Origin of the sequence: Pedobacter hartonius (genome assembly GCF_900107535.1) — a bacterium.
Taxonomy (GTDB): Bacteria; Bacteroidota; Bacteroidia; order Sphingobacteriales; family Sphingobacteriaceae; genus Pedobacter; species Pedobacter hartonius.
Genome location: NZ_FNRA01000006.1, coordinates 42,434 through 64,968 on the forward strand (window position 1 = coordinate 42,434; position 22,535 = coordinate 64,968).

Consider the following 22,535-nt stretch of genomic DNA (forward strand, 5'->3'; position numbering starts at 1 on the left):
ACCAAATAAGAAAATGAATTTTCCATCAGAACTAAAGTACACTAAAGACCACGAATGGGTTAGAGTTGAAGGTAATGAAGCCTTTATTGGTATAACTGACTTTGCACAACGCGAACTGGGTGATATCGTTTACATTGATATCAACACCATAGGTGATGAGGTGAGCAAAGATGAGGTTTTCGGTACTGTTGAAGCAGTTAAGACTGTTTCTGACCTTTATATGCCCGTGACTGCAACGGTATTGGAAGTGAATACTGCTTTAAATGACAATCCTGAACTGGTAAACTCTGATCCTTACGGACAGGGATGGATGGTAAAAGCAGCTGTATCTGACGCGTCACAACTTGAAGAATTATTAACTGCAGAAGCTTATCAGGCTTTAGTAGGTGCATAAAAAATAATGAGTAAATTAAAAATAGTATCCTATCAGCGCTGGTCTATCATCTGGACAGTAATTATACTGATTTTTTGTACTGCGAAAATGCCCGATACCCAAGGATCGGGCTTTTTCTTTATTGGATTTGATAAAATGGTCCATCTCGGCTTTTTTTATATGCTGACCATTCTGCTGTTTTACGGTAAGATCAAAAGCCAGTCGAGCTACAGTTTCAGGATACTGACGATATTTAAGATCGTTGCGCTGACCTTTTTTATTGGAGGCTCTATTGAAGTGATCCAGCTGGAATTTTTTCCATACCGTTCTGCGGAATGGTGGGATCTGGGTTCTGATATGATCGGGGTGATGATGGGTGTGTTTAGTTATGTGCTTTTACACAGGTCAAATTATAATGAAACTGACATGAGCAGGCAGATCCGTAAGAACAATGAGGCGGATCTTGAGAACAAGTAGCTCAGTACCACTGGATAGATAGTAATGAGGTAGCATGATAACCATTAAAAATAGATAGATGAAATTAAAATATATGATTCCCTGCCTTGCACTGCTTGTGCTGATGAGCGGCTGCAGTATTTTTAAACCCGGCTGTCACTGCCCTCATGTGGTCTATTCCTCTTCTCCAAAGGTTAAACCTGCTAAAAATTCCTGAGCGGGGTTTACCCTCTCTGCTGTTTTTTTTGCATTCCCCTGCAGGGAAAATATATTGTATTTAAAATGTTACCCGTCTTTTAATTTTCAAAATAAACTATTTCCCGTTATCAGCGTCTGACAGTATATATCTTTAACCGTACTCCTCATTTTTGATGACAACATCTACTAAAAATCTTCTGCTGATCGCTTTTATCTTCATCGGCTTTTCTTCATTTGCTCAAACTAAAAATGGTTCAGTAACCGGAAAGGTAGTGAATGCCAAAGACCATCAGCCAGTAGATTTTGCTTCTGTAGCAGTCAAAAATCTAAAAGATACTACGCAGACCTCGGTGATCAATACACAGGCAGATGGTTCATTTGCGATCAGTGGGCTTGCCCCCGGTCCGTACAGGGTGACGGTTGCCTATCTCGGGTTAAATAACTTCAATAAGGAATTCACGATTAATGCTGCTGCTCCGGCCACTGCCCTGGGCGAAATTGCGCTGGAAAATACGGGGCTGGATCTGAAGACGGTAGTGATCAAAGGAGTGGTTACGCCGGTTGTGGTAAAAACCGATACCGTTGAATATGATGCAAAAGCATTTAAGGTAAGGGAAAATGCAGTGGTGGAGGATGTACTGAAGAAATTGCCAGGGGTGGATGTGGCCAAAGATGGTTCCATTAAAGCACAGGGGGAAACCATTACGCGTGTACGTGTGGATGGTAAGGATTTCTTTGGAAATGACCCGCTGCTGGCCACCAAGAACCTTCCTGCGGATATGATTGACAAGATCCAGGTGATTGACCTGCTGTCTGACCAGGCACAGTTTACCGGCGTGGATGACGGAAACAGGGAGAAGATCATCAATATCACTACCAAGAAGGATATGAAGAATGGTTATTTCGGAAATTCAACCGCAGGGTATGGAACACATGCCGGTGAGGGGACCGATAACCGTTATGACGTCAGCATCAATGCAAATAAATTTAATAACGATCAGCAGTTTTCTGTGATCGGCCAGTTCAATAACGTCAATAAACAAAACTTTGGTGGTGGCGGTGGCGGTGGTAATCGTGGTGGTGGAGGCAGTGGAGGCGGCGGCGGATTCAGTGTCAGCAGTGGCGCGCCACAGCAGGGAATTACCACTACTAATGCGATCGGGCTTAATTTCGCTGATGTATATACTGACCAGACGAAGATCACAGGAAGTTATTTTTTTAACAAGACTTCTCTTTTTAATGACCAGAGCAGTTTCAGACAAAACTTACTGGGGAACAGTACGACTACCTTTGACCAGGACCTGAACAGTACAACTGAAAGGACAAACCACCGGTTTAATTTTATGATCGATACCAAGATCGATTCCTCTACTACGATCCGGATTGAACCTGCTGTCACCTATACGGAAACCGGCCTTGACCAGAGCAGTTCTTATGTGAATAACTATGCGACTTCACAGACTACGGGAACCCAGCAGTTAAACACCAGGTCGACAGCGCCTACTGTGAATAACAATATCCTGATCCGCAGGAAATTTTTGCGCAGGGGACGTACCCTGTCTTTAAATATCAGGACTACTATCAATGACAGTGACGGGAAGAACTATAACAATATCATGAACAGGACCGTTTCCGGGGTTGATTCGCTGACGCTCGATAATACCAACCAGCTGAACGATCAGAATGCAGAATCAATCAGCAATACCTCCAGGCTTGTTTATACAGAACCGCTGTTTAAGACACTCAACCTGGAATTAAATTATCAGAACGTTTATAACTTTGATAACAGTGAAAGGTTAACCTATAACTTTAACCCGGTAACGATGCTGTATGATATTCCAGACCTGACCTATACCAACACCTATGAGAACAAAACACTGACCAATGCAGTAGGTACAAGTATCAACAAAACGGCAAAAAAATACAACTGGAACATCGGGCTGGCAGTTCAGCATACAGACAGGAGGAATGAAAACCTGACAACCGGCAATGTATTCAGCCAGAATTTTAACAACATCGTTCCCAGCGGACAGTTGAGATATAACTTCAGTAAAAGCAAAAGGCTGGTATTCAGGTATCGCGGAAGCACGCAGCAGCCATCCATCAGCCAGATCCAGCCTATTCCTGATAACTCTAATACGCAAACGATCCCAATTGGTAATCCCGACCTGAAACCTGCGTTTACGAACAATCTGACGGTACTCTACAACAATTTCGATTTCGCCCATTTCAGGTCGTTATTCCTCTTCGCCAATATCAGCCAGACCTTTCACGCTTTCGGAAACAACAGTACGCTGATCAATGATGCTGCGGACCCTAACTTTGGTAAAATTGCAGTTGTTCCGGTCAACGTAGGCGGGGTTTACCAGGGTACACTGGGCTCCTCTTTCGGACTTCCGATCATCACCGACAATAAGCTGAACCTGAACATTGACCTTGGGGGTACATATGCGCGTGGGGTCAACTTCACCAATTCGATAGAAAACATCACTAACGACCTGTCCGTTACCAACAAATACAGGCTGGTTACTTCAATGGATAAACTGGACCTGACAGCCGGTATAGCCGGATCAATCAACCGGGCAACCTATTCGGCACAGAAAAGTGCCAATACCACTTACTACACACTGAATCCTACGGCCAATGTCAGCTATATGTTTCCGGGCGAATTCCGCGTGGCAGTAGATGCCGATTATTACCAAAACACAGGACGGGGTGCCGCATATGATACCAATTACACTATTGTGAACGGATATATCAGCAAGCAGTTCTTCAAAAACAGGGGCACTTTCAAGCTGGCGGTAAATGATGCGCTGAACCAGAACCAGGGAATCACCCGGACGTCCAGTAATAACACCATTACCGATCTCCGGTATAATGTGCTGAAAAGATATTATATGTTCTCCTTCACGTACTCCTTAAACAGGATGGGCGGCAAAACACTGAACAATATGGAACCGGGACAGCGTGGTGAACGCGGTGGTATGGGCGGATTTGGTGGCGGTGGCCGCAGAGGCGGAATGTAATTTTAACATCATCAATGCATACGATACAAGCTCTTTATTTGGATTTATTATTGATTAAGTATAAATTGCCACCTAATTTAAGGTATGAATCTTTCGCAATTGAATCCAGGAGAACGAGGCACTATTGTAGCTTTTACAGATTTAGAAATGTCGGTAAAATTAATGGAAATGGGCTGCCTGCCTGGTGAGATCGTAGAAGTTGAACGTTTTGCCCCGCTAGGTGACCCCATTGCTATCCGTGTGGCGGGATATCAACTTTGTTTACGCAAAAACGAAGCTTCTGTTATCATCATTACATAGACAAATTGAGCGATATTCTAAAAATTGCGTTAGTTGGTAATCCAAATACTGGAAAGTCGACACTTTTTAACTTACTCACAGGATTAAACCAGAAGATCGGAAACTTCCCGGGTATCACTGTAGATAAAAAAGTAGGTTACTGTAAATTAACGACTGATCTGCAAGCTGAAGTGACAGATCTGCCCGGTACTTACAGCCTATATCCCAAGAGTAAGGACGAAAGCATAGTTTTCCAGGTGCTGGCAGACAAACAGAACCCAAGTCATCCGGATATGGTAGTGGTAGTGGCTGACGCTACCAACCTGCGCAGGAACCTGTTGTTATATTCGCAGGTGGCCGACCTTAACCTGCCGGTGGTGCTGGCCCTTAACATGACGGACATGGCGCGGAAGGAAGGGATCAACATCGATGTTGACAAACTTTCAGCCAGGCTCGGTATACAGGTAGTGGCAATCTCTGCAAGAAGTAAAACTGGCCTGACGGAACTTAAACAAGCTATTTCAAACATTACATCCATTGCTACGCAGGAAAAAGGTGCCGATATTAAAGTACTTGCCGACCTGGCTATTGAGGAGGTGAAAGCCCTGGTGGGTACAGACAATGATTATTATGCCCTGCAATTGCTGCACCAGCATGAACACCTTGATTTTTTTAAAGACAAGTACGAGCAGTTTGAAATCATCGAAAGAGCACACCATTTCGAATCCTCAAAATTACAGGCTGCAGAAACGATTTCCCGTTATAGGTACCTGAGCACGATACTCTCAGGAGTAATCGAAGATACAGGAGCCGCGAAGAAATTTGTGGTCAGCGACCGTATAGATTCAATTTTAACGAACCGTTTCTGGGGCTTCTTTATTTTCCTGTTCATCTTATTTTTTGTTTTTAATGCTATATTTTCATGGGCAACCTATCCCATGGACCTCATTGAGGAGTCGTTTGCCTGGCTGACCAGCTTTGGCCATGAGCATCTTCCGGCGGGGGTATTGACTGACCTGGTGCTGGACGGCGTTGTTGCCGGTCTGGGAGGGATCGTGATATTTATCCCTCAGATCGCCATCTTATTTGCTTTTATCTCCATCCTTGAAGACACCGGTTATATGGCCAGGGTTACTTTTATGATGGACAAGATCATGAGGAAGTTTGGTCTCAGCGGAAGGTCGGTCGTTCCGATGATCGGCAGTCTGGCCTGTGCCGTGCCTTCTATCATGAGCGCACGTACCATCGAGAGCTGGAAGGATAGGATGATCACGATCATGGTGGCACCTTTAGTGAGCTGTTCGGCAAGACTTCCTGTGTATACCCTGTTGATCGGGCTGATCATACCAGACGAGAAAGTACTGGGCATTATCAGCCTTCAGGCTTTAACGTTAATGGGGATGTACCTGATCAGTATTGTAGCAGCGATGGTTGTTGCACTGGTGATGAAATTCATTATCAAGGCTAAGGAGAAATCGTATTTTATCATGGAGTTGCCTGTGTACAGGATGCCGCGCTGGAAAAACGTGCTGTATACGATGTATGAGAAATCAAAGACTTTTGTATTTGAAGCAGGTAAGGTAATTATTGCAATCTCCATCGTGCTGTGGGTACTGGCAAGTTATGGTCCTTCCGCACGTTTTGACTCCATTGAAAAGAAATACGCACAGATAGAGCTACAGCAGGACAGTGTGAAGGTCAGCACCCTGGAAAGAGATAAAGCGGCTGAAAAGCTGGAGAATTCTTACGCGGGAATCCTGGGACATACCATTGAGCCTGTGATCAGGCCATTGGGGTTCGACTGGAAAATTGGCATTGCACTGATCACCTCTTTTGCCGCCCGTGAAGCCTTTGTAGGCACGATGGCTACCATCTATAGCGTAGACAACGGAATGGACAATGAAGGTACCATGCGTGATAAAATGCGGGTTGCCAAGGATGCAAATACAGGCCTTCCATTATTTACCTTTGCTACCGGGGCTTCATTGATGTTGTTCTATGCTTTTGCGATGCAGTGCATGAGTACAGTGGCCGTAGTTTACCGGGAAACAAAATCCTGGAAATGGCCTTTGATCCAAACGGTATATATGACAGCAATGGCATATATTGCCAGCTTAATAGCCTACCAGTTTTTAAAGTAAATCCTTATCTTAGAGCTGTGGAAAAAGTGAATGTTTTAGCACATTATATGCCTCCTGAAGCAGCTCCGGTGATTGCTAAATGGATTGACTACTTTCAGTGCGAGTTTAAAATATCAAAAAGCAGAGCCACCAAACTTGGCGATTACAGGCACCCCTTTAAACAGCTGGGCCATAAAATATCAGTTAACAATAACCTGAACAGTTACGCCTTCCTGGTTACCACAGTACATGAGTTTGCACACCTGCTTACCTGGAATGACCACAAGAATAAGGTAAAGCCACATGGAGAGGAATGGAAGGTCAACTTTAAACGGATGATGGCCCCCTTCCTGCAAAAACAGATCTTCCCTGAAGATCTCCGGCTGGCTATCACGGATTATTTAAACAACCCTTCCGCTTCCAGCTGTACCGATCTTAAATTGTCAAGAGCACTGAAACGTTATGATGCCCTAAAAGACCATACACGTTTGGAAGAGCTTCCGTATCATACCGTATTTTCTATAAAGGACGGCCGCCGTTTTAAGAAAGGCGAGCAATTGAGGAAAAGGTTCAGGTGCGAATGCCTGGATAACGGCAATATCTATTTATTCAGCCCGCTGGCAGAAGTACTGGCACTGTCCACCGGTACATAAACGGCTTCTTTATCCCTGATCTTCCACCTCAGCTTCAGTTTTTCATCCTTAAATACGGCAGGGAAATTTAGCAGGCTGTCTATAAAGGCATCTTTACTGTTTACCCGCAGGCTGGCTTTGTAATTACCGGGGCTTTTACTTTTCAGGGAAATATAATGTGCATCGGGATAGGTAGTGATATTGTCGAAAACCATTTCGAACTTATCTGTTCCCGCGATGGCATCATTCATCCCTTTGATATCCCCGGTATAGTCTTCCACAGGATATTTGTTCTCGGAAGGTTGTATCAGCAGATAGGGAAGTGTGGCCAGTGCAGCGGCGGAACTTGCTGTGCGGCTGTCCATTTTAAAAGCGACATTATTGCGCAGGTACGTCCGGACGTTCTTATAGATCTCTACGCCGTCGTTCATGATTTTATTCTGTTCCTTAACCAAAATAAGACTGTCATTTTTAAAGTAATAACTTTTGATGGTACTGCTGGTATTTCCATTTGCAGTATAGGTTCTGTATAACATGCCGTCACCGTAAGCACTGTACTTTTCTACATACACCGAAAGGTCGCCTGATAAAAAGATCAGGCTGAATTGTTTTTTGTAATTGCTTAGTGTTCTGTCTGTTGTGGCGATGAAATTGAGAATGGTTTTATCTGTCATCCCGGTGGCTCCTTCATCGGGGCTTGCGGCCTGGGGATGTTTCGATTTAAAGTAGTTGCAGCTGCAGATGGTAAACAGCAAAAATCCTAAACTTAACAATCGAATGGTCTTCATAACGCTTTGGTAAATGGGTCAATGGTAGCGGTAAGGCTATTATCGTGCCAAGGACTAGTATGCCAATAGTTTTTGGACAGTAACATGAAGCCTGCTTTTTGCCAGGAATTGATCCTCAAGCATTTTGCTCATCGGCACGGCGGTATCCAGACTGGCGCAGCGCATGACCGGAGCGTCTAGCTGGCTGAAGCAATTTTCACCGATCCAGGCGGCTATTTCTGCCCCGAAACCGCTACTTAGGGTGTCTTCATGCAGGATGATCACTCTTCCGGTTCTCTTCACGGCATCAGCAACGGCAGTTTTATCCCAGGGCTGTAAGCTGCAGAGGTCTACCAGCGTAGCCGAAAGTTCGGGGTGATCATCGAGGTAGGCAATTGCCCAGTGTACGCCCAGTCCATAAGTAATAATACTTAGCTGTTCACCACGTTTCAGGACATTGGCTTTGCCGATCTGAAGGGTATAATAACCCGTGGGAACCTGTCCGCTGATCGTCCTGTAAAGATATTTGTGTTCGAAATACAGTACCGGGTTAGGATCTTCAATTGCCGCAAGCAGCAGGCCTTTGGCATCCAGGGGAAAGGCAGGATAGACGATCTTCAGTCCGGGAGTTTTGGTAAACCAGGCTTCATTACTCTGGGAATGGAAAGGGCCGGCGCCTGTTCCTGCTCCGGTTGGCATGCGAATCACTACATCGGCTTTCTCTCCCCAGCGGTAATGGGTTTTAGCAAGATTATTGACAATCTGGTTAAAGCCGCAGCTGACAAAATCTGCAAACTGCATTTCTATTACAGATTTATACCCGTTGATGGAGAGGCCTAATCCGGCACCCACAATAGCAGACTCACAGATGGGGGTATTGCGAACCCTGGCTTTTCCAAACTCTTCTGCAAACCCAGCCGTGATCTTAAAGGCTCCTCCGTATCCGGCAATATCCTGGCCCATTAAAATGAGGTTGCTGTGTTTCTTCATGCCTGTTTTAAGGGCATCGGTGATGGCGTCGAGATAGCGCATCTTCGTACTCACCCTTGAGGGCGTTACCACAGTCTGTTCAAAAGGGGCATACATATCTTCCAGTTCTGCCGCTGCTGATGCTGCAGGTTCTGCGTCATTGAAGGCGAGTTCAATATCCTGGTCGATCTCTGCCCTGAAACCTGATTTTATTCTTTGCAGCAGCTCTGGCGTCAGCACCTGCTGCGCAACCAGGTAACCTTCAAAGTTTTTTATAGGGTCTTTGGCCTCCCATTCCTCCAGCAGCTGCTGAGGCACATATTTTGTTCCGGAGGCTTCTTCGTGCCCCCGCATTCTAAATGTAAGGCATTCTACGAGCACAGGTTTCGGGTCTGCTCTCATCTCTTCTGCAAGCTCAGAGATGGTATCAAACACCTCGAGGATATTGTTGCCGTCTATCTGGACACCTTTGATCCCATAACCTATGGCCTTATCAACCAGTGCGGCACAATTGAATTGCTCCGCTACAGGCGTGGAGAGCCCATAACCATTGTTTTCTATTAAAAATATAACGGGAAGGTTCCATACGGAGGCTACATTCAGGGCCTCATGGAAGTCGCCTTCACTGGTTGCACCTTCGCCGGTAAAAACAAGGGTAGCCTGCTTCCTTTCTGCAAGTACATCAGCCAGTGCAATTCCATCGGCCAGTGCCAGCTGAGGGCCCAGGTGTGAAATCATTCCGATGATCCTGTGTTCCTGCGTTCCGAAATGGAACGACCTGTCGCGGCCTTTAGTGAATCCGGTAGTTTTGCCCTGCCATTGTCCCATCAGGTTGCGCAGGGGTATTCTCCGCGCGGTGAAGACCCCCAGGTTACGGTGCATAGGCAGGATGTACTCATCCGGTTTCATTGCCATCGCAGCGCCTACGGCGATGGCCTCCTGTCCGATTCCTGAAAACCATTTACCTATACGGCCCTGCCGGAGCAGGATAAGCATCTTTTCCTCAACCATCCTCGGATACAGCAATTGCTTGTATAGCGATAATAAAGTGCTGTTACTTTTATCCTTGCGGTCGAAATGCATATAATCAGATCTGGGGTTTGTTTTTTTGTTGCTCCTCCCATTGTTTGGAGAAGGACTTATCTGCGATCTCCGGCATTGCGCGGTATTTTCCCCACATCTTTTTGAAGAGGAATTTCAGCAGAAAGTTCTTCAGTTTTCCACCAAGCAGATCCATTCTTGATCTTTTTAACATGCCGGTATTCCATATTTTCCAGCCTATATCTTCTGCTTTGGTATTTTCGTGCTGCTCTGCCGCATCCCGCCTGTTGAGCAGCAGCATTTTATGGATATCTATTTTTACCGGGCATACCTCAGAGCATTTTCCGCAAAGGCTGGAGGCATAACTCAGGTGTTTAAATTCCTTCATGCCCTGCAAGTGGGGGGTAATAATAGAGCCGATGGGACCACTGTATGTTGTATTATAGGTGTGGCCTCCGATGTTTTTATACACGGGACAGGCATTAAGGCATGCCCCGCAGCGGATGCAGTACAGGCCCTGGCGCTGGTCTTTCTGGGCAAGCAGGTTTGTCCGTCCGTTATCTAGCAGGATCACATACATTTCTTCCGGTCCGTCCGTTTCATGCGGCTGTCTCGGGCCGCTGAGGATAGTGTTGTATACAGTTAGGTTCTGGCCTGTCCCATGGCTGGCCAGTAAAGGCCAGAAAAGGTCCAGGTCTGCCATTGAAGGGATGATCTTCTCAATGCCAACTATCGCGATATGTATCTTGGGGAAAGTTGTACTTAACCTTGCATTTCCTTCATTCTCGGTAAGGGCAATGCTTCCTGAATCGGCAATCAAAAAGTTTCCTCCTGTAATTCCTATATCGGCAGTCAGGTATTTTTCCCTGAGCAGTTCCCTTGCTTTTTGGGTAAGCTGCTGCGGGGTATAGTCTATCGGTGTTCCAAATTTCTCGTGGAAGAGTTTTGCAATCTCTTCCTTTGTGAGGTGCATTGCCGGGGTGACGATATGGTATGGGGCCTGGCCCAGCAACTGGACAATGAATTCACCCAGGTCACTTTCCAGCGATGTGATGTTATTCTCCTCCAGGAATTCATTCAAATGAATTTCTTCGGTGGTCATGGACTTTGATTTGATCACTGTCTTGCCACCACTTTTATTGATGATATTCAGTATCTCCCGCTGTGCTTCTTCGGTGTCATTTGCCCAGATCACCTTGCCGCCGCGGCGCTGAAAATTTGCCTCAAATTCCGGCAGGAATTTGTCCAGGTTCTCCATCACCCTCCATTTGATCACATGAGCCTTCTTCTTTGAGTTCTCCAGATTCTCAAATTTCGTTAAGCCCCTCGCAACCGCGTCATTATATTTTCCAATATTATGGTTAATTGTGTCGCGGTGATCCAAATCAAATGCCTTCTCATCTGCCTTTACCAAAAACTCCTCAGCAATCTTCGTCATGTTCAAATATAAATAAATACGTTTATAGGTAAACAAAAAAACCTGCCGCAACCGGCAGGTTTTTTATTGTTATCAGTTTAATTTTTATTTTTTGGGGGTACCGTCATCGTTTTTGTCTACCACGGGGCGTTTATCCCCGTTTGCCAGTTCCCATGCGGTATAATAAACCAGTTGGGCGCGTTTACTCAGCAGGTCAAAATTGATTTTACTGACTTCATCGCCAGGCTGGTGATAATCTTCGTGGACACCGCTGAAATAGAAGATGACAGGAATGCCGTGTTTTGCGAAATTGTAGTGATCAGAGCGGTAGTAGAACTGGTTAGGGTCTGTCCTGTTATTATAGGTCATATCCAGGTTTATTTTGATAAAATCATCATTTGCCCTGATACCCACTGCGTTCAGGTCAGAGCTCAGCATATCAGAACCAATGATATAAATATACTCAGGGTTGCCCTTATGTGCTTCATCCACACGACCGATCATATCGATGTTGAGGTCGGTGATTGTTTTTTCCAAAGGAAAAACAGGATGTTCTGAATACCATTCAGAGCCTAACAAACCTTTTTCTTCTCCAACAACGGTCATGAAGAGGATACTTCTTTTAGGTCCTTTACCAGCTTTTTTTGCTTTCACAAAGGCATCAGCGATCAGCAGTACACCGGTAGTTCCGGAGCCGTCATCATCAGCACCATTGTTTACTTTGTCGGCACCTGAGGTGGTCAGGCCTATATGGTCATAATGACCTGTTACCACCAGGATTTCGTCCTTCAATACCGGGTCAGATCCTTCCAGGAAACCCAGTACATTTTCGGCACGTACTTTGGCTTCGTCTTTTAAGGCAGAGCCTGATACTTCAGCTTTAAGAAGCTGTGAGGCAGGCTTTACAGTGGAGACAATCTTTTCCTGTAAGGCTGCTACCGTGGTATTTGCTGCTTTCAGGAGCTCGTTTGCAGTAGCCGTTGTCACCCTGATTGACGGGATGGTTTTCATATTCTGCATTTTCGCTATGCTTTCTGCTGTTTTTAAAGCAGGCTGGCCTTCGCCGCTGTAGCTCGCTTTGAGTTCCGGCGAAATATTGTCCAGGCTGGGATCAATCTGGATCACCGCAATGGCCTTGTGCTCTGCGAGGAATTGTATTTTTGCCTGTTGTGCGGCCATCATTTTTCTTCTTGAGGCACGGTCAGTGGGAGCAGGGCCTGCTTTGACCGTAGGATCTCCGTTGCCAAAGATCAGTACTACTTTTCCTGCAACTTCTATTCCGTCGAAATCATTATATCCGTCTTTATTCAAACCGTAACCGGCAAAAACGATATCAGAAGCCTTAAAGTTAAAGCCGCCCAGGGCCACAGTTGAGGAAGAGATTACAAAATCTTTTCCATATTCCTTAGGCTGGCCATTGATGGAAAATGCCATTCGGCTCAGGTTATAGGTTACCATATCGATAGACTGAAAATAATCTCCGTTCACAGGGCCTTTCAGTCCGAGGTTTTTGAAATAATTTTTGATATAATCGGCGGCCATCCAGGCTCCCTTTTTACCTGTTTCCCTGCCTTCATATTCATCTGAAGCCAATACAGACAGGTGTTTGTATGCATTCTCCTTATTGATGGAGCTGCTGAATTTTTGTGCGCTGTTATTACGCTGTGCAACACAACCCAGGCATAGAAATAAGGCCAGGCTGGTAGTTAGAAAGTGTTTGTTCATTGAATAAGGCAGTTAGCTTTTAATTGTTTGGGGCTTTACTTGTCCCGTATAATTCTTTGTTTTTTTTGCGCTCGATATAGGCGGAAATAAATATACTCAGCTCATACAAAAGGAACAGCGGGAAGGCCACCACCATCATGGTAATGATATCAGGAGTAGGGGTAACGATGGCCGCGATGATCAGGATCACTACAACGGCATAACGTCGGCTTGCCCTCATAAATTTAGGCGTCATTACACCAAACAATGAAAGTATATAGATGACTACCGGTAGTTCGAATATAATTCCTGTTCCAATGGTTAGCGTTGCTATAGACGAAAGGTAAGAATCGATCGTGAATGTATTCTCAATCATCGGACTTATGGAGAAGCCTGTCAGAAAATTAATAGACAGTGCACAGACGATAAAATAGCCGAACAGTACGCCTATAAAGAATAATAAGGAAGCGAAAAATACAAATCCCCGGGCGGATTTTCTTTCCTTTTCATGCAGTGCGGGTTTAATGAACAGCCAGAGTTCAAATAGCAGATAGGGAATACCAAAAACGATCCCTGTCATGATACAGGAATTGATCTGGAGGGTAAACTGCCCGGCCATTTCGGTATTGATGATCTTACCTTTGATTTCCGTGATACAGAAATCAGCCCCTAAGGAGGGGTATTGTGCGGCCAGCTTACACATCATCCGGTAGGTCCAGAAATCGGGGCTTTTTGGGCCCATGATTACGGTATTAAACAGGAATTCGTAGTAGTAGAAGGCCAGACTTGTAAAAATTACGATCGCTAATAAGGAACGGAGCAGGTGTTTTCTTAATACATCAATATGGTCGAAGAAAGACATTTCGGCTTCTAAAATCTTTCCTTTATTCTTAACGGCCTCTATGAGGTCCTTCGCTTTATTATCACTCATGAATCTTATTTGTAAACAAAAATACCATTCTATTTAATTTAGAATGGTATTTACGTTAAATATAGTAATTAGATCTTTTTATTCAGTAAAAACAAAAGTTTCCATGAATTTTGTGGTGAAATTTCCTGCCCTGAAGTTGGGATCTTTCATCAGTTTCAAATGGAAGGGAATGGTTGTTTTAACACCTTCGATCACGAATTCGCTTAACGCACGTTCCATGGTGCTGATCGCTTCTTCACGTGTTTGTGCCGTGCAGATCAGTTTTGCGATCATGGAATCGTAATTGGAAGGGATCTGGTAACCTGCATATACGTGAGTATCAACCCTTACGCCATGGCCACCCGGAGAATGGAAATTGGTAATCCTTCCTGGTGATGGCCTGAAGTTATTGTATGGGTCTTCAGCATTGATCCTGCATTCTATCGCGTGCAGATTTGGGAAATAGTTCTTGCCCGAGATCGGAACACCTGAAGCTACTTTTATCTGTTCTTTAATTAAATCGTAATTGATAATTTCTTCAGTTACGGGATGTTCAACCTGGATACGGGTATTCATCTCCATGAAATAGAAATTACGGTGTTTATCTACCAGGAACTCAATTGTTCCGGCGCCTTCATAAGATACAGCTGTTGCACCTTTGATAGCGGCTTCGCCCATCCGGTCCCTGAGTTCCGGAGTCATGAATGGAGATGGGGCTTCTTCAACCAGTTTCTGGTGACGGCGCTGAATAGAGCAGTCACGCTCAGACAAGTGGCAGGCCTTGCCATACTGGTCACCAATGATCTGGATTTCAATATGCCTTGGGTCTTCAATATATTTTTCGAGGTACAGACCATCATTGCCAAATGCGGCACCAGACTCTTGTCTTGCGCTGTCCCAGGCATTTTCAAAGTCTTCATCTTTCCATACTACGCGCATTCCGCGGCCGCCACCACCGGCCGTAGCCTTAAGGATGACAGGGTAACCGATTTCATTTGCCAGCTGGATACCTTCTTTTACGCTTTCGAGCAGTCCCTGTGAACCCGGAATAGTAGGCACACCGGCTTTTTTCATGGTTTCTTTGGCAGAAGCTTTATCACCCATGGAGTTGATCTGTTCGGGTGTGGCACCAATGAATTTAATCCCGTAATCTCTGCATACAGAAGAGAATTTTGCGTTCTCAGACAAAAATCCGTAACCCGGATGAATGGCATCTGCATTAGTCAGTTCAGCGGCAGATATAATATTTGGAATACTGAGGTAAGAATCTTTACTCGGAGGCGGTCCTATACAAACGGCTTCATCCGCGAAACGAACATGTAAACTTTCCCGGTCTGCAGTAGAGTAAACAGCAACAGTTTTAATGCCCATTTCTTTACAGGTACGAATGATACGCAAGGCAATTTCGCCCCTGTTGGCAATTAATATTTTTTTAAACATATAATTGATAAGATGATAATTTGCTAAAAGCAAATATTACATAGGTTCTACTAAAAATAATGGTTGATCGTATTCTACCGGAGATGAATTGTCTACCAGTACTTTAACTATTCTTCCAGAAACTTCACTTTCAATTTCGTTGAATAACTTCATTGCCTCAATAATGCAGATTACTTTACCTACAGCTATCTCATCCCCAACATTTACAAATGACGGTTTATCCGGACTTGCAGAACGGTAAAATGTTCCGATCATTGGAGATTTAACGGTTATATATTTTGAAGTATCTTCTGCTTCAGCTACCGGAGCTGCATTTGCTATAACAGCGGCAGGCTGTGCAGCAGGTGCTCCAGCAAGCACTTGCGGTGCGGCTGCGGGTACAGTAGTGTTTATAACTGTAGGGGCCTGATTCGTTTTAATAGTGATTTTGAAGTCTTTTTGTTCAATTGCAACTTCATTGACGCCCGAACGAGAAACAAATTTAATGAGTTCCTGAATTTGTTTGATATCCATTTTTTGGTATTTTGTTGAAAAGATTCCTGTCTCTTAAAGACTCTAAGTTAATATTTATTATCGTATAAATTAGTACGCCCATTTGATGTAAACGGCGCCCCAGGTAAAGCCGCCTCCAAAAGCAGCAAGAACAATGTTGTCGCCTTTTTTGAGTTTGCTTTCCCATTCCCATAAACAAAGGGGTATGGTACCATTAGTGGTATTACCGTAACGTTCAATATTGATCATTACTTTTTCTGATCCTAATCCCATTCTTGAGGCAGTGGCATCAATAATTCTTTTGTTGGCCTGGTGAGGAACCAGCCAGGCTATATCTTCGGCAGTCAGCTCATTTTTTTCCATGATTTCGGCAGCCACATCAGCCATGTTGGTCACAGCAAATTTAAATACTGTTTTACCTTCCTGGAAAACAAAATGTTCCTTATTTTCTACTGTTTCATGGGATGCGGGTCTGAGGGATCCGCCTGCTTTCTGGTTCAGGAACTGCCTGCCTGACCCATCTGATTTCAGGATCGAGTCCATAATCCCGTTACCTTCCTCATTGGGTTCTACTAAAACAGCACCGCAGCCGTCACCAAAGATGATGCAGGTGGTCCTGTCAGTATAGTCAATGATAGACGACATTTTATCGCCGCCTACAACCAGTATTTTTTTATGTTTTCCGGATTCAATGAATTGTGAAGCGGTAGTAAGTCCGTAGATGAAACCTGAGCATGCCGCCTGAAGGTCGAAACCCCAGGCATTTTTTGCCCCTATTTTATCAGCCAGGATATTTGCTGTTGCAGGGAAGGGCATATCAGGAGTAACGGTGCAGAAAATGATCAGGTCAATCTCCTCGGCACTGATACCGCGTTTTTTTAGCAGGCCGTTGACAGCGTGCACAGCCATATCAGATGTTGCGAGTCCCTCGCCTTTTAATATTCTTCGCTCTTTAATACCCGTTCGTGAGATGATCCATTCGTCTGTTGTTTCTACTAGTGATTCTAATTCTCTGTTAGAAAGTACATATTCGGGAACATAACCTTGAACCGCAGTAATAGCAGCGTGAATTTTATTCATTTTATCTCTTATTTATTTAAAAGCGGCCTGTATTTTTTCTACCAGACCTGTAGTTACCATCTCCCTGGCCTGCAGAACCATGTTCATCACAGCTTTGGGAGTAGAGATCCCGTGACCAATGATTACGGGTGCATTTACGCCGAGAACCGGGCTTCCACCATGATTTTCATAATTGAACCTGTCAAAGAATTCATCTTTAAGGCCCTTTTTAATGGTCATGATATAAAAGGATTCGGCGAGTTTTAACATGATATTTCCGGTAAAGCCATCGCAAACGATTACGTCAGCTTTTTCATTGAACAAGTCACGGCCTTCAATGTTTCCGATGAAATTAAATTGATTGGATTCTTTCATCAGGGGGAAAGTTGCCAGGCTGAGCATATTGCCCTTTTCATCTTCCTCACCGATATTGATCAGTCCAACTTTTGGATTATTGATGTGCATTACATTTTCGGCGTACAAACTACCTACAATACCAAACTGGACCAGTACGTCTGGTTTACAATCTGCATTGGCACCAACATCAAGCATTAAGCCTGTTCCTCCGCTAAGTTTTGGAACAAGTGTGCAGAGGCTGGGCCTGATAATCCCGGGAACAGTTTTTACGCTGAAGACGGCGCCAACCATCATTGCACCGGAGTTTCCGGCACCAATAAAAGCATCAATTTCTTTATGTTTTAACATAGAGAAACCTAGAGAAATACTGGAATTTGGTTTTTGGCTGATTGCTCTGGTAGGATGTTCGCCCATACCAATCACCTCTTCGGTATGAACATATTCAAAGTGATCGGCATTGAAGCCTTGCTCGGCAAGTATGGGCTTAATTTGCTGTGTATCGCCAATAAGCACCAAATGCTCATTTGGCGATAAAAGTTCATGGGCTGCTATTGCTCCCAAAACATTTGCTTTGGGAGCATAGTCTCCGCCCATTATATCGAGACCTATTTTCATAGTAAAAAATCAGTTTGTGAGTAAAGCGTTATTGCCTTTTTTTCCAAGCGCCTAAGTTAAACTTAAACACATTGAAAACACAAACAATTTCTCAGTAAAATTAACCTATTGACGTATTTTCAATAACCAATTTACCGTTGTAGTATAAGTTACCATCAACGTTGTATGCATGGTGAGGGATGTGTATTGCACCAGTAGTTTGACAAGTAGCTAAAGAAGGAGCTACCGCTTTATAGTGTGTTCTTCTTTTATCTCTTCTACTTTTAGAGATCTTGCGTTTTGGATGTGCCATTGCTGATTTATTATTTTTTAATTATTATTTTAATTTTCTCAGTGCTTCCCAACGGGGGTCGTCACCTATTGTTTTTTCTTCCTGCTGAGATGGGGTAGCCAGACTTTCCAGTCTTTCAATCATCTCTTTGTCGCACTGAACGCCATTGCCGTTCTGCTCACAAATCTTTATATATGGTACTGATACGGTGATAAATTCATACAGAATTTCTGCTATATCAATACTGCTTTCCTTTTTATTCAGCATGATGATCTCCAGATCATCACTTTCCAGGTCATCCTCAGCAAACTTTACGATCTGCCTTTCTGTAATATCAATCGGTGCATCAAATTCTGATAAACATTTGTCGCAATCCAATATAATCGTTCCTGCAATGTGAATCCTGAGAATCAGCATTGTCTCTTGTTTGTCCAGCTCTACGTCTACTTTAAGCATTCCCTTTTTTACTAAAGAGTACTCAAATGCGTCAAAAAAGCTGTTATCAATCTCAAAATCAAATTGATGCTTGCCAATTTTTAAGCCTGTAAACGGGATTGAAAATTGTTTTAAAGGTTTCAATTGTAACAAAATTTTAGCCCGCAAATGTATGAATTAATTTGGGATTTATAAAATGTTTTATAAATATTATTACAGGTTAATTTGCATCGTCCTTTACATCTGCAGCCGTTTCAATAATTTTACCTCCGCTTCTTAACTGATTGCTTAACAGAGATTCCTGTTCACGCCTGTGGTTTACGATATGTGTAGCGGCAAAAATTGCTTCAATAAAAGAAGAAGGGTCTGCTATGTTCTTTCCGGCGATATCATAACCTGTGCCGTGATCTGGTGAGGTACGTACGAATTTCATCCCTGCGGTATAATTAACGCCGTTTCCGAAGGCTATGGTCTTAAAAGGGATTAAACCCTGGTCATGGTACATGGCCAGAACAGCATCAAACTGTTTGTAGCTGCCTTTACCAAAAAATCCGTCTGCCGGATAAGGGCCAAAACAGATCACGCCGGAGTCGAATGCTTCCTGTATAGCCGGCATGATAACTGTCTGCTCTTCCGTGCCCAGCAGGCCATTGTCGCCCGCATGCGGGTTCAGTCCCAGTACAGCTATTTTAGGTTTCTCGATCCAGAAATCTTTCTTAAGGCTTTCATTGATCATTACCAGTTTTTTAACGATCTTTTCTTTGGTGATGCTCTGTGCAACTTCGCTGATCGGGATATGGCCGGTAACTACGCCAACGCGGATGTCCTCACTTACCAGGAACATCAGCACATCCGAAGCGCCGCTGCGTTCCTGAAGATATTCCGTATGGCCCGGAAACTTAAATGTATCAGATTGTATATTGTGTTTATTGATAGGTGCGGTAACTAAAGCATCTATGTTCCCGTTTACAAGGTCTTCCGTTGCTTTTTCCAGTGATAACAGGGCATACTTTCCGCCTGTTTCATTGGCTACGCCCAATTCAATTTTCACATCCTCTTCCCAGCAATTGATCATATTGGCTTTTTTAGGATTTGCTTCCGCTGCCTGGTTGATTACATTGAAACTGAAATCGCCCAAACCCAGGGCTTTTCTATGGTAGGATGCTACTTTGGTATGTCCATAAACGATAGGGGTACAGTAATCAAGAATGCTCTGGTTGGCTAAAGCTTTTAAAATCACTTCCAAACCGATGCCATTCACGTCACCTATACTGATACCTATTTTAATTTTACTGCTCATGCTCAAATAAAAATTTAGCGCAAAATACAGAAAAATCATTAGGATACAGTTTTTTCGTGCGTCAGATGTCCTTATGCTTAACCTGTCAAAGCTGTTTCAGGTGATTAGCCGCGTTGTCATACTACCCGGGTGATCTATCATTCGGTTCAGAAACATCCTGATTTTATCAGTTTTGATTTATTTTGTTATCATTTGGTAAGCTTCTGCCGGTTTCCGGTTAATGTTAAGTCATTAGTCATAAAACTTTAGTTATTTTGCAGCAAGGGGAGCAGAAGTTTCTGCATCCGGCAAATAAACAGGAAAGCATATGAGTTTGGTAAGGGCGAAAAAACATTTAGGACAACACTTTTTGACCGATAAGAAGATAGCGGAGAAAATTGTGAACGGTCTTGTTCATACCGATCAGTACCGCCAGGTGCTGGAAGTAGGCCCGGGAATGGGGATTCTTTCTGATATTCTGCTGGAAAGGGAGAACCTGGAAACATTTATGATCGATATCGATACTGAGTCTTATCATTTCCTGAATGATAAATACCCTCAGATGGGCAGTCGTCTGATCAATGGCGACTTTCTGAAAATGGATCTGGCCGCAGTGTTTCCCGGCAAATTTGCCATTATCGGTAATTTCCCTTATAACATATCTTCACAGATCCTCTTTAAAGTTCTTGAACACCGTGCCAACGTAGTAGAGATGGTGGGCATGTTTCAGAAAGAAGTAGCAGAGCGTTGTGCTTCCAAATCAGGAACAAAAGAATACGGTATCCTGAGTGTGCTGATCCAGGCTTATTACGATATTGACTATTTGTTCACGGTAAAACCGGGTACTTTTAACCCGCCGCCCAAAGTGAACTCTGGCGTGATCAGATTGAGCAGAAATAATGTTGAAACGCTGGCATGTGATGAAAAACTGTTCTGGACGGTAGTAAAGGCCGGATTTAACCAGCGCAGAAAAACACTGCGTAATGCTTTATCGGGCGTGCTTCCCAAAGCCAAAATGGACGACCATATATTTTTTGAAAAACGTGCGGAGCAGCTTACTGTGCAGGATTTTATTGCACTTACACAACATGTAACTGAACGCTCAAAAATAACTATACAACCAGATGAAGGGTAAAATTTTAATTGTTGACGACTTACATCCTGTATTTAAAAGCAGGGCCGGACAATTGGGGTATGAGGTAGATGACCGTCCGAAAATTACACGGGCAGAAACACTTGCAATCATTTCGGCATATGACGGAATTGCCGTACGTACCAAATTCAGGATAGATAAAGAACTGATGGATGCCGCTCCCGGACTAAAATTCGTAGCAAGGGCAGGAGCCGGGCTTGACAATATAGATGAAGCATATGCCAATGAAAAGGGTATCCTGCTGATCAATGCGCCTGAAGGGAACAGGGACGCTCTGGGCGAGCATGCCATGGCGATGCTGTTGTCGCTGATCAATAACCTCCGCAAAGCGGATATAGAGATCAGGAATAGCATCTGGGACCGTGAAGGGAACCGTGGATGGGAACTGAAGGGCAAGACCGTAGGGATCATTGGTTATGGCTTTATGGGGAGTAGTTTTGCACGCAAGCTTTCAGGGTTTGAAGTTAAAGTGCTTGCTTACGATAAATACAAGACAGGGTTTTCTGATGCTTATGCACAGGAGTGCAGTATGGAAGAGATCGTGAAACATAGTGACGTACTGAGCCTGCATATTCCGCTGACCTCTGAAACCAGGCAGATGGTGGATGAGGAATATCTTTTCCATTTTAAAAAGAATATCTTTTTTATCAATACCGCCAGGGGCGAGATTGTGAATACAAAGGCAGTTCTCACCGGTTTGCAGTCGGGCAGGATCTTAGGTGCCGGACTGGATGTGCTGGAAGCAGAAAAGTTTCCGAATCTCGGTGACCAATCCTGGTACACTGAACTAAGGGAATCTCCAAAAGTAATTCTGACGCCCCATATTGGCGGATGGACGTTTGACTCCTACCGTAAGATCTCTGAAGTGCTTGCCGATAAACTGGAGCAACTATAGGCGGGAATACCACAGTCTAAAGATCCATTATTCATACAAACTGGCTTGTTCCTTCTATATGAGTCCGACATAGGTGTCCCAAGGGAACGAGGCTAGACCGAGTTTAAGCCTTAAACCAGGTCTAGCCTCGTTCCCTGGATGGATGTACCTCGGACTCACAGAGAAGGAACAGGCCAGAAGCAACGGGCAGAGGGCGATGTCTGATCAATTCAGGAAAGCTTTACCCTTCGTATTTCTCGTTGATGCCCTGAAGAATTTTGGGTGTCAAAACCTCATCAGCATATAATTTGATCAGCTGTATCGTTTCTGTATAAGTTTCTGAATTTAACTGGAGGGCAATTACCAATTCTTCAAAAGGTTTGTCATGAATGACAGTTTGATGAATCCAGGAAGAGAGGAGAGGCTGTTCCATATCCGGCTCTGCCTGTATAATTCTGATTCCTTTGTCTGCGGTGATTTTTGAAATGAAAATAGGATTTCCATCAAGAATAGCTTTCCCGTTTCCGTATGTATTGTTGACATAGGATTCTTCAGCTAAACCAGTCAGGCTGGTAAAGGTGTGTTTCCAAAAATCTATCAAATCGGCGTAGTTTTGCGGACTATCCACAAAACTACCAATAGCTAATACTTCCATCAGATTTTTCATT

Annotated in this window: 22 protein-coding genes; 9 read left to right on the top strand and 13 right to left on the bottom strand. The window is 44.0% G+C overall.

From position 1 onward, the window contains the following. Nucleotides 1-13: 13 nt before the first annotated feature. From gcvH to BLW16_RS12220, 7 genes are all read left to right on the top strand, one after another. Nucleotides 14-394: a glycine cleavage system protein GcvH gene (gene gcvH, locus BLW16_RS12195; RefSeq protein WP_090556954.1), complete on the top strand. Its 381-nt coding sequence runs from the start codon at nucleotides 14-16 to the stop codon at nucleotides 392-394. Nucleotides 395-400: 6 nt separating this feature from the next. After that, nucleotides 401-850, top strand: coding sequence for a VanZ family protein (locus tag BLW16_RS12200; protein WP_090556955.1), 450 nt, complete (start codon nucleotides 401-403; stop codon nucleotides 848-850). Between the two features lie 58 nt (nucleotides 851-908). Further along, entirely contained in the window at nucleotides 909-1,046 is a 138-nt protein-coding gene (locus BLW16_RS23265) for a hypothetical protein (RefSeq protein ID WP_175470563.1), read from the top strand. A 154-nt stretch (nucleotides 1,047-1,200) separates the two neighbouring features. Next, complete coding sequence (locus BLW16_RS12205; protein ID WP_090556956.1) at nucleotides 1,201-4,053, top strand: outer membrane beta-barrel family protein; 2,853 nt, start codon at nucleotides 1,201-1,203, stop codon at nucleotides 4,051-4,053. 84 nt (nucleotides 4,054-4,137) lie between these two features. Further along, nucleotides 4,138-4,353 carry a FeoA family protein gene (locus BLW16_RS12210; protein WP_090556958.1) on the top strand — a complete coding sequence of 72 codons (216 nt, stop codon included), beginning with the start codon at nucleotides 4,138-4,140 and terminating at the stop codon, nucleotides 4,351-4,353. A 5-nt stretch (nucleotides 4,354-4,358) separates the two neighbouring features. Further along, on the top strand, nucleotides 4,359-6,473 hold the full coding sequence (feoB, locus tag BLW16_RS12215) for a ferrous iron transport protein B (protein WP_090556959.1): 2,115 nt from the start codon (nucleotides 4,359-4,361) through the stop codon (nucleotides 6,471-6,473). 47 nt (nucleotides 6,474-6,520) lie between these two features. Further along, nucleotides 6,521-7,105, top strand: coding sequence for a SprT-like domain-containing protein (locus BLW16_RS12220; RefSeq protein WP_090557279.1), 585 nt, complete (start codon nucleotides 6,521-6,523; stop codon nucleotides 7,103-7,105). Here the strand turns inward: BLW16_RS12220 and BLW16_RS12225 are convergent. The 12 genes from BLW16_RS12225 to pdxA all read right to left on the bottom strand — a co-directional run bounded on the left by BLW16_RS12225 (nucleotide 7,054) and on the right by pdxA (nucleotide 19,861). Next, complete coding sequence (locus tag BLW16_RS12225) at nucleotides 7,054-7,872, bottom strand: hypothetical protein (RefSeq protein ID WP_139298316.1); 819 nt, start codon at nucleotides 7,870-7,872, stop codon at nucleotides 7,054-7,056. The two genes, BLW16_RS12220 and BLW16_RS12225, sit on opposite strands and share 52 nt — an antisense overlap. Before the next feature lie 54 nt (nucleotides 7,873-7,926). Beyond that, nucleotides 7,927-9,903 (bottom strand): alpha-ketoacid dehydrogenase subunit alpha/beta, encoded by a 1,977-nt coding sequence (locus BLW16_RS12230; protein ID WP_090556962.1) that lies wholly within the window; start codon nucleotides 9,901-9,903, stop codon nucleotides 7,927-7,929. Between the two features lie 4 nt (nucleotides 9,904-9,907). Next, a complete protein-coding gene (locus tag BLW16_RS12235) occupies nucleotides 9,908-11,299 on the bottom strand; it encodes a LutB/LldF family L-lactate oxidation iron-sulfur protein (RefSeq protein ID WP_090556964.1) in 1,392 nt (463 codons plus the stop codon). A gap of 84 nt (nucleotides 11,300-11,383) precedes the next feature. Further along, nucleotides 11,384-13,003 (bottom strand): M28 family peptidase, encoded by a 1,620-nt coding sequence (locus BLW16_RS12240; RefSeq protein ID WP_090556966.1) that lies wholly within the window; start codon nucleotides 13,001-13,003, stop codon nucleotides 11,384-11,386. Between the two features lie 19 nt (nucleotides 13,004-13,022). Beyond that, the gene (gene tatC, locus BLW16_RS12245) at nucleotides 13,023-13,913 is read right to left on the bottom strand and encodes a twin-arginine translocase subunit TatC (protein ID WP_090556968.1); all 891 of its coding nucleotides are present in this window, start codon (nucleotides 13,911-13,913) and stop codon (nucleotides 13,023-13,025) included. A 78-nt stretch (nucleotides 13,914-13,991) separates the two neighbouring features. Then, entirely contained in the window at nucleotides 13,992-15,332 is a 1,341-nt protein-coding gene (accC, locus tag BLW16_RS12250) for an acetyl-CoA carboxylase biotin carboxylase subunit (protein ID WP_090556972.1), read from the bottom strand. A gap of 36 nt (nucleotides 15,333-15,368) precedes the next feature. Beyond that, entirely contained in the window at nucleotides 15,369-15,845 is a 477-nt protein-coding gene (accB, locus tag BLW16_RS12255; RefSeq protein ID WP_090556974.1) for an acetyl-CoA carboxylase biotin carboxyl carrier protein, read from the bottom strand. Nucleotides 15,846-15,914: 69 nt separating this feature from the next. Next, nucleotides 15,915-16,904, bottom strand: a complete 990-nt coding sequence (locus BLW16_RS12260) for a beta-ketoacyl-ACP synthase III (RefSeq protein ID WP_090556976.1) — start codon at nucleotides 16,902-16,904, stop codon at nucleotides 15,915-15,917. Nucleotides 16,905-16,916: 12 nt separating this feature from the next. Continuing rightward, nucleotides 16,917-17,855, bottom strand: coding sequence for a phosphate acyltransferase PlsX (plsX, locus tag BLW16_RS12265; RefSeq protein ID WP_090556979.1), 939 nt, complete (start codon nucleotides 17,853-17,855; stop codon nucleotides 16,917-16,919). Between the two features lie 100 nt (nucleotides 17,856-17,955). Continuing rightward, entirely contained in the window at nucleotides 17,956-18,147 is a 192-nt protein-coding gene (gene rpmF / locus BLW16_RS12270; protein WP_090556981.1) for a 50S ribosomal protein L32, read from the bottom strand. A gap of 24 nt (nucleotides 18,148-18,171) precedes the next feature. Next, the gene (locus BLW16_RS12275; RefSeq protein WP_090556983.1) at nucleotides 18,172-18,705 is read right to left on the bottom strand and encodes a YceD family protein; all 534 of its coding nucleotides are present in this window, start codon (nucleotides 18,703-18,705) and stop codon (nucleotides 18,172-18,174) included. Nucleotides 18,706-18,781: 76 nt separating this feature from the next. After that, nucleotides 18,782-19,861 carry a 4-hydroxythreonine-4-phosphate dehydrogenase PdxA gene (gene pdxA / locus BLW16_RS12280; protein ID WP_090556985.1) on the bottom strand — a complete coding sequence of 360 codons (1,080 nt, stop codon included), beginning with the start codon at nucleotides 19,859-19,861 and terminating at the stop codon, nucleotides 18,782-18,784. A gap of 307 nt (nucleotides 19,862-20,168) precedes the next feature. Here pdxA and rsmA point away from each other — a divergent pair, with 307 nt between their 5' ends. After that, nucleotides 20,169-20,975, top strand: coding sequence for a 16S rRNA (adenine(1518)-N(6)/adenine(1519)-N(6))-dimethyltransferase RsmA (gene rsmA, locus BLW16_RS12285; protein WP_090556987.1), 807 nt, complete (start codon nucleotides 20,169-20,171; stop codon nucleotides 20,973-20,975). Then, nucleotides 20,965-21,888, top strand: a complete 924-nt coding sequence (locus BLW16_RS12290; protein ID WP_090556989.1) for a 2-hydroxyacid dehydrogenase — start codon at nucleotides 20,965-20,967, stop codon at nucleotides 21,886-21,888. Before rsmA ends, BLW16_RS12290 begins: the two co-directional genes overlap by 11 nt. Nucleotides 21,889-22,108: 220 nt before the next feature. Here BLW16_RS12290 and BLW16_RS12295 read toward each other — a convergent pair whose 3' ends face one another. Continuing rightward, nucleotides 22,109-22,522 carry a hypothetical protein gene (locus tag BLW16_RS12295; RefSeq protein WP_175470564.1) on the bottom strand — a complete coding sequence of 138 codons (414 nt, stop codon included), beginning with the start codon at nucleotides 22,520-22,522 and terminating at the stop codon, nucleotides 22,109-22,111. Nucleotides 22,523-22,535 lie beyond the last annotated feature (13 nt).